The following is a 7733-nucleotide window of genomic DNA, read 5'->3' as shown; positions in this document are numbered from 1 at the left end:
TCTGAGATCGTGTTGCAAAAACGAACGTTTCTGCAACAAAAAATCACCTCAGCAAAACTGCGCTCTTGCGTGTTGCGAAAACCTGTTGCGATATTCGCCGATTATGCAACAGGCTTTTGCAACATGACTCTGGCTCACTACTGCTCTCGAGAGAGATACTCTGCAATGCGCGTGTTTCACCTCGACAAGAGATCGTAACCTCCGTACAGTCAGTCCATAGATAAACGACAAAAAGGCAAGACAGACGATGTCAGACAAACCTCTCATCAGTTTCGATTACGCGATTAAGTACATCCTCAAGAACAAGGGCGATTATGAGATTATCGAAAGGTTTATCTCGACTCTTCTGCAAACACAGGGATATCCTCCTGTCACCATTAATGCCCTTCTCGACAGTGAGTCCAACAAGGAGTCCTTTGATCTCAAACGCAGTATCGCGGATCTTGTCGTGCAAGACAAAGACGACAATAAATACATTGTGGAGATCGAACGTTCTTTTACACCCAACTTTTTGCACAAAGCGTGTTTTAATTCTTCACGGCTCATCGTGGACAGTATTTCTGGAAATCAGGACTACACCAGCATCAAAAAAGTCTTCCATATCAGTCTGCTTTATTTTGCAACGCAGACCATGAAATCCCCTCTCTATCATGGACAGACGATCTTTCATGAAATTGACACCACACATCCTGTCAACGTGAAGATCGCCAATCAGGGGCTCATCATGTTTGAGACACCTAACGTGTTTCCGGAGTACTTCATTATCTCGCTGCCGCGTTTTAACGATCAGGTGCAACATGAACTCGATGAATGGCTTTACATGATGAAGCACTCCGAAGTCCTCCCTTCTTTCCAATCACCTGTGATGAAGAAGGTTGCAGAACGCTTGGCTGTCATCCATATGTCCAATGAAGAGCGCAATACTTACTTTGCCTATCTCAAAGAGGCTGTTCACTCGCAAGACGTTCTCTTGGCTGCATCTGAAAAAGGCAAAAAAGAAGGCTTCGAGAAAGGTCTTGAGAAGGGAAAAATTGAAGTCGCAAAAGCTCTTCTGCAAAGCGGACAAACAATTGAATTTGTCGCGCAGATGACGGGACTTGATGAGAAGAGGCTCACTGTTCTCAAGGACACCCAAAAGACGCCTTGAGTGATTTGACCGCGTGTCCGGTTCTTCGTTACACTTGGATCACGAGAAACATCATATCAAGGAGCCTTTCACATGAAACTCTCACCTAAACATATTGCTGCTCTTGGCTTGGTTGCGGCTGCACTTGCCGGATGTGCGCATCAGCCAGAATGTGTACAAATTATCTCTCACGAAGAGCATCAAACACTCAAAGGAACAGAGCATCATAAAGTCACAAAAGTCATCTGTCCTTGTCACAAAGAATACATACAACCTGTTGAATCAAAAACAGTCATTCTGGAGACACCGACAAATGCCATTGCCGGTGAAAAATCTGTGGTCACATCTCGCGACGTTTTAGAGGTCGAAGATCACACAAAAGGTCGTCACAACTGATCTTGTGATTCCCAGAAACACTCGACTTTTTCTCTTCTCATCACAAATTTGCATACCGTTGAGATCTGTGATTTAATCACCGCCAAGACATCCCATATTATTTAATTTCTTGAATCTCGTATTTTGGCGAGGGGATGTCGTATGCACAAACGTGATACATTTTACGGTAATGACCAAGACGCTACAAACGTCATTGCATTTCCCAATGGAGATGACTTTGATGACACATCACTCCCACTTGATGACGTCGATGTTCCTTTTGAAGAAGAACAGGAAGAGGACACCGATGGATTTTGGGATGACATTACCGATGAACTTTCAGAAGCCTCTCAAGACAAAGTTGTCACCGATTTAATTCGTGGCATTTCCGAAGACAAGGCGTCTCGTGAGGGATGGGAGCAACAGATCCAATCGGCCATCCAGAATCTGGGGCTGTCGTGGGAGACCGTTGACAAGCTGCCCTTTGCGCAGGCAACAGGTGCATTTGATACCACTTTGATGCAAGCCTGTTTGCAGTTTTACGCGTTGGCACAAGCCGAGCTTTTCCCTGCTGAAGGACCTGCCAAGATCAAGACATTCAAACGATCAGATGCATTTTTTGAGGATTGCGCAGAACGCGTTGAGCAGTTCTTAAACTGGCAGCTCACCTCTGTTGACTCGGACTACTACGTTGATTCGCGGCGTATGCTTTTCTATCTTATTCTTTTGGGATCCGCCTTTAAGAAAGTCTATACAGATCCTTTAACACAACGCCCAACGGCGAGATTTATCCGGCCGCAGCATCTCCTGATTGATAATGAGACATCGTCCCTGACCGCATCCGATCGCATTACGCATATTTTGAACTTGTCTCGACAGGATCTACAGCTCAGGCAGCAATACGGATTCTATCGCGAGGTTGACCTGGATATAGAATCTGATGATTTGCTGGATTCCCCCATTGATGATGCCATTCGGAATCTAGATGGAGTCGCATCCACTTCAGAACGTCCGACTGACTATTTAACGGTCTGGGAAAGCTATAGTCTTTTGACGATTGACGAAGATCAGAGTGATGACGCGCAATCCATCGCAAAACCTTACATCGTGACCTTACTTCCCGAAAGTCGACAGATCTTGTCGATTCGCCGCAATTGGCGACCAGAAGACACCACCTTTGCGAGAATCAATTATTTTGTCCAGTACACTTTGTTACCTGGGCTTGGGAATTATGGGCTTGGATATGCCCAGCTTTTAGGCGGCAACTCCACCGCTCTGACCAGTCTGTTGCGTCAACTCATTGACAAAGGCATTCTCTCGAACTTCCCAGGAGGACTGATTGCCGGCAACATCGATATTGCCAACAATGACAAGATGATCGGACCTGGGGAATTCCATTCAATCCCAGTCTATGGAAAAGACCTACGAAGCTCAATTATTCCCTTGCCATACGGGGAACCCTCTATGGTGCTTAAGGATCTTTACGATACCTTATCCCGCAAGACGCTGGAGCTCGCATCTTGTATCGATCATCAGATTGCTGACCAAAGCGCGAATACACCTGTGGGCACTACGTTAGCGCATCTGGATGTCTCCGGTCGCCTTCAGATGGCGATGCTGCGTGGACTGAGGGAGTCTTTATCTCAAGAGCTGACTCTGCTTTACCAGCTCTGGGGTGGAACATTAACAGAAGATCCAATGTTCTTCTCCCGTGAGGGAGAGATGTCTTATGTCAGCGCGCAAGACTTCCAACTCAATCACGTCATCTCACCGACAGCGGATTCTGGTCTTTCCACACAGACCCAACGCATTGCAAGAGCCCAGGAGCTTTTAAAATTGGCACAATCCGCACCACAGCTGTTTAACCAGCACGCCGTTTATGAACGCATCTGTCGGACTCTCGGAATCGAGAATATCGATGAAGTTTTGATCACGCCAGATTCTGGAACACCACTCGATCCCGTTTCTGAGAATATGCGCGCCCTTTCCGGTGCATCTCTGGGTGTGGCCCCGTGGCAAAACCATGTCGCCCACATTCAAGTGCACGAAGCGTTTTTGGCACAAAACCCACAGCTCTCTCCAGTACTCATGGCTCACATTGCCGAGCATCAAGCGCAGCTCTACGCGCTCCAAATGCAGATGATGACAGGTGTTGAGTTGCCATTGAATCAGGATCTTCCACCAGCTGTGCAGAATCAGGTCGCACTCATGGTGGCAAACTCCCTAACTGAAACTGCTGACACACAACCACAAGCGCCTCAGCCTATCGATCCGCAACAGCTCATAGAAATTGATATCCAAGAGCGGGCCGAAGCCAGTCGACGCAAGCTGGAAGAAGCCGAAATCAAGGCCATGATGGAAAAGTTGAAGGCACAAATGAAATTCCAGACAGAGGTTATCAAAGAAGAGAACAAGGCTGCGATCGCCCATGAGAAGAACCAGACGGACCTCATTATTGCGCAGCTGAAGCAAGATGATGTTGCGATCGAACACCACATGAATCCAGACGGAGAAGTCTTATGAAATCAAAGCCCTCAACGCCCAAAACAAAGACAAGCGCACCACAACGCTTTGAACGCCGGAAAACAGGGGGCGGTGGTAGTGCGCTCGCAAACCGCAAAGCGGCTGTGAACAAGGTCATGAAAGATGTCCTTGAGGCGGAAGTCATGCCTCGCAGTGCACCAAAGACACGTGTCTCTCGTTCTCAGTCAGCGCGCACAACCCGCACCTTAACGCCCAATGCGGTCATTAAAGACGTGCTGGAGACAGAGGCGTTGTCGTCTCGCAAACCCGTCCGTCCTCGAAAGCTTGCCATGGGCGGTGTTGCGAAAATTCGTCTTGGCGAATCGACTGCGTCTGGAAGACCTAAACCACTGAGCAAGAGGCCACAAAAATGATTCAGGATGTTTTGGGAAATCTTCTTAAAAATCTGCAAGTGCAGAGAGACCGTCTCGCACTCTATGTCACCTCCGGCGGATGCGACTCTTATGACGACTATCGGTTTCACACAGGTCTTTTAGAAGGATTGCAAGTGGCTGGAGATCTGATTGCAAAAGAATCTGAAGCAATCGAGAGCGGACAACTCTCCCCAACACACACGAGGACCTCATGAGTCGGATTGAATCCCATGAACGGCACGCTGCCAAACGCTACGTCGAACAAGCTCTCGGGTTTGAGCCGCCCGTGCCACAGGGACGATTTGTTTGTATCAAGATTTGGGGACGAGAATCGGAAGTGCACTCAATCAAGAACCATCGCGGCAAAACGCAACTCGTCTATTTGCCACCAAGGATTGCGGCGAATAACAAGCATCCTTATGCCTTGGGACTCGTCGTCTCTCAAGGCCCGCTTACCACTTCCAATGATTATGCAGTGGGTGACTTTGTGATGCTCAAAAAAGGATATGGCACGGAAGTCATGATTCGTGATGTGACACTGCTTTTTATCGACGAACGTGATCTTTTAGCCGTCATCTCTGATCCGCGGATTGTCGCTGAAGAAAATTTGCCGCGTTCTCTGTCCCTCACTGCGCAACTGTATTCTCAAAACACTCACGTCGCCTAGAAAGGAAAACACATGTTTCTCTCAAATAACTATGACGATTTAAAAGAACACCTCAATGGCGACATTCCTGAACCGTTAGGATCTCAGTTGCTCCTGAAACTCTTTGTGCGCGATGCCGAAACCGAAGGAGGTATCACCATTCCTGAAAAGATCCGCGAAGAGGACATCTACAAAAGCATGGTTGGTCTTGTCATGAGCAAGGGTGCTGAAGTTTACAAAGACGAGCATCTCAAGAATTGGAAGTCGCCAGAGCTCGGGGACTGGGTACTCTTTAAACCCAATTCCGGAACACGGTTTTCTTATCACGGAGTGCCGTTCCGGTTTGTCTACGACGATTGTATTTACTGCATCCTCAAAAATCCAGATGCAGTTCATCACGGTTAACAAGGAGAAAACGCATGACACAAGAAATCAACGAAAACGAAACACTGGACGAACTCCTCGCCCGCGCGCATGCGCAAGAGCAGAGTCTGGAAAGTGATATGAGCTCACAAGAGCCTGAGAGTGGAAGTCCAGACGAATCATTCGGTTCTGAATCTGATCATTCAGAAGTGACCTCCGCAACAGAAGCGCCCGCAAACGATGCCGGTTTCTCTCTGGAGGAAAAAGCCTTTTACGAAAACCGTCTTGCGCAAATGCAAGCCGAGATGGTGCAGATGGCCCAAGAAAGCCAATATTGGCAAGAGATGGCGCAGACCTCATCTCGAACCGCGCACGAAATGGGCACGGATGCGCTCATGCGTATGAAGCAAGGTGCTGAAGCTGAACTTAAGGCCGCCAAGATGGCTAAAAAGGCCGCTTATGAATCCGGGGATCTGGATGCGCAAGTCGCGGCCGATGAAGAGCTGATGAAGGCGACCGCCACCCTGCACTGGATTGGCAACCAACCGGTGGTCTCCCCAAAAACAAGAGGATCTTCTTCTCAAGGTGAACCCAAAAGAATCAATTGGAATCAAGTTGATTCAGCTCACATGGTGGAACCTGAAATGGATCTTCATCCGGCCGTTCAGGCTTGGGTTGAGAAGAATCCCTGGATGGATGAGATTGATCCCCGCTTTGATCTTGAGAAGGCACAAGCCGTTGTCAAGTACGCTGGACAACTTGAGAAATCTCTCATCCGTGCAGGACGTGAGTTTGAAATCAACTCTCCGTCTTATGTGACGCCGTGCATGGCGAGAAGGTAAGGAGTGAAAGTCCCCGAGGGCTGACCTGATGCGGTCCTTAGCCTAGGCAAGGTGTAGCTTGTGAGAGTCTATGCTGAAGGAAGCCGATGGCAAAACAAGGCTGTGACGAACAGAAACTGGATATTAGGCTTTTATGGCTGGGCAACCTGGCATTACACAGAATAGCCCGTCTTCAGGCAGAAGTGCATAGAGGTAAATCCAGCATGGCCTTGCGAAACCTTCTCGTCTTACCGCGGGAGATCTTGAGTTTCGCTCTGTGCTTTCCAGAGCAAGGACGCCAGCAATGATGTCCCTATGAGGCTCAAGAAGTCAGCAGAGGGCGTAGTACTTCCCTTTATGGGGAAGGAAGGCCCGAATTGGTTAATCAAGGAAGCAACTGAAACTTTGAATGAATAGGAGACAGCAAACGATGCGCAACACCATCTCCCACGACTCTGGCGATGACGGCGGTACCCGATTCCAGGACGTCGAGGGGTCTGTCACTCATTTTGCAGAGCAGGAACTGCCATACTTGACACCGTCTACGATGGAGCCACTCTGTTCCATTGAAAACCTCCGGGCTGCGTTTGCAAAAGTCAAACGCAACCAAGGAGCCCCTGGCATTGATGACAAATCAATCCAGGACATTGAGAGTCGTCTTGACTTTTACCTGGAAAGGACGAGGAAACAGCTTCTGGCTGGAACTTATCCTCCCCAACCCGTCTTGAGACGGGATATCCCTAAGGAGAATGGGAAAACACGCAAGCTCGGTATCCCCACGGTCTTAGACCGTATGGTACAACAGGCCTGCGTGCAAGTCCTGACCCCGTTGCTCGATCCAGGCTTTTCAGACTCAAGCTATGGCTTTAGGCCTGGCAGATCTGCCCATCAAGCTGTCCAAAAGGCCAGTCAATATGTGCAGGATGGCAAGGTCTGGGTGGTAGACATTGACCTGGAAGCCTTCTTCGACAACGTCAACCATGATCGGCTTATGAGCCGTCTGGCCAGCAAAGTCCAAGACAAGAAAGTCCTCAAACTGATACGTCGTTTCCTCAAATCCGGTATCATGGATAATGGCATCAAGATTGAGACGGTGAAAGGAACGCCTCAAGGCGGTCCCCTCTCTCCCCTCTTATCCAATGTCATGCTTCATGACCTGGATCAGGAGCTTGAAAACCGAGGCCATAGCTTTTGCCGCTACGCAGACGATTGCAACATCTACGTGCACTCTCTCCCTGCGGCTAAGCGGGTCTTTGAGTCAACGCGCCTGTTCATTGAAAGGAAACTCAAACTCAAGGTGAATGAGTCGAAAAGCGCTTGTGACTCTGTCCATAAACGGAAGTTCCTCGGGTTCACTATCTCGAAAACGGGGTCCATAGCTCCCGCCAAAGCTGCAATCCGTAAGGCTAAGGACAAAATCCGAAAGCTCACGAAGCGCAATCAAGGCAAAAGCTTGGAATTCGTAATCTCTGGATTGAATTCCCTCCTCAAAGGATGGCGTAATT

At 48.6% G+C, this 7733-nt stretch carries 10 protein-coding genes; all 10 read left to right on the top strand.

Annotation, left to right across the window (positions count from 1 at the left end):
- Positions 1-198: hypothetical protein (locus Bealeia2_RS10350; protein ID WP_331256932.1), on the top strand; the 198-nt coding region annotated here is incomplete at its 5' end.
- A gap of 49 nt (positions 199-247) precedes the next feature.
- Positions 248-1147, top strand: coding sequence for an Rpn family recombination-promoting nuclease/putative transposase (locus Bealeia2_RS10345; RefSeq protein ID WP_331256931.1), 900 nt, complete (start codon positions 248-250; stop codon positions 1145-1147).
- Positions 1148-1219: 72 nt separating this feature from the next.
- Positions 1220-1522, top strand: coding sequence for a hypothetical protein (locus Bealeia2_RS10340; RefSeq protein ID WP_331256820.1), 303 nt, complete (start codon positions 1220-1222; stop codon positions 1520-1522).
- Between the two features lie 141 nt (positions 1523-1663).
- Positions 1664-4024 (top strand): portal protein, encoded by a 2361-nt coding sequence (locus tag Bealeia2_RS10335; RefSeq protein ID WP_331256930.1) that lies wholly within the window; start codon positions 1664-1666, stop codon positions 4022-4024.
- Positions 4021-4398 (top strand): hypothetical protein, encoded by a 378-nt coding sequence (locus tag Bealeia2_RS10330; protein WP_331256818.1) that lies wholly within the window; start codon positions 4021-4023, stop codon positions 4396-4398. The genes Bealeia2_RS10335 and Bealeia2_RS10330 overlap by 4 nt, the downstream gene beginning before the upstream one ends.
- Positions 4395-4613 carry a hypothetical protein gene (locus Bealeia2_RS10325; RefSeq protein WP_331256929.1) on the top strand — a complete coding sequence of 73 codons (219 nt, stop codon included), beginning with the start codon at positions 4395-4397 and terminating at the stop codon, positions 4611-4613. The genes Bealeia2_RS10330 and Bealeia2_RS10325 overlap by 4 nt, the downstream gene beginning before the upstream one ends.
- Entirely contained in the window at positions 4610-5065 is a 456-nt protein-coding gene (locus tag Bealeia2_RS10320) for a hypothetical protein (protein WP_331256816.1), read from the top strand. The genes Bealeia2_RS10325 and Bealeia2_RS10320 overlap by 4 nt, the downstream gene beginning before the upstream one ends.
- Before the next feature lie 12 nt (positions 5066-5077).
- On the top strand, positions 5078-5449 hold the full coding sequence (locus tag Bealeia2_RS10315) for a co-chaperone GroES (protein WP_331256815.1): 372 nt from the start codon (positions 5078-5080) through the stop codon (positions 5447-5449).
- A 14-nt stretch (positions 5450-5463) separates the two neighbouring features.
- The gene (locus Bealeia2_RS10310) at positions 5464-6249 is read left to right on the top strand and encodes a hypothetical protein (RefSeq protein WP_331256875.1); all 786 of its coding nucleotides are present in this window, start codon (positions 5464-5466) and stop codon (positions 6247-6249) included.
- Positions 6250-6658: 409 nt separating this feature from the next.
- A partial coding sequence (ltrA, locus tag Bealeia2_RS10305) for a group II intron reverse transcriptase/maturase (protein ID WP_331256928.1) occupies positions 6659-7733 on the top strand: 1075 nt, incomplete at its 3' end.

The organism is Candidatus Bealeia paramacronuclearis, from assembly GCF_035607555.1.
In the GTDB taxonomy this organism is placed as follows: domain Bacteria; phylum Pseudomonadota; class Alphaproteobacteria; order UBA9655; family UBA9655; genus Bealeia; species Bealeia paramacronuclearis.
The sequence above is the reverse complement of the archived record's forward strand: the minus strand, read 5'-3'. Positions and strand labels throughout refer to the sequence as shown.

Coding starts and splice junctions, on each gene's coding strand:
- Bealeia2_RS10330 (WP_331256818.1), top strand. CDS start 4,021: ATGAAATCAAAGCCCTCAACGCCCAAAACAAAGACAAGCGCACCACAA.
- Bealeia2_RS10310 (WP_331256875.1), top strand. CDS start 5,464: ATGACACAAGAAATCAACGAAAACGAAACACTGGACGAACTCCTCGCC.
- Bealeia2_RS10335 (WP_331256930.1), top strand. CDS start 1,664: ATGCACAAACGTGATACATTTTACGGTAATGACCAAGACGCTACAAAC.
- Bealeia2_RS10320 (WP_331256816.1), top strand. CDS start 4,610: ATGAGTCGGATTGAATCCCATGAACGGCACGCTGCCAAACGCTACGTC.
- Bealeia2_RS10340 (WP_331256820.1), top strand. CDS start 1,220: ATGAAACTCTCACCTAAACATATTGCTGCTCTTGGCTTGGTTGCGGCT.
- Bealeia2_RS10325 (WP_331256929.1), top strand. CDS start 4,395: ATGATTCAGGATGTTTTGGGAAATCTTCTTAAAAATCTGCAAGTGCAG.
- Bealeia2_RS10345 (WP_331256931.1), top strand. CDS start 248: ATGTCAGACAAACCTCTCATCAGTTTCGATTACGCGATTAAGTACATC.
- Bealeia2_RS10315 (WP_331256815.1), top strand. CDS start 5,078: ATGTTTCTCTCAAATAACTATGACGATTTAAAAGAACACCTCAATGGC.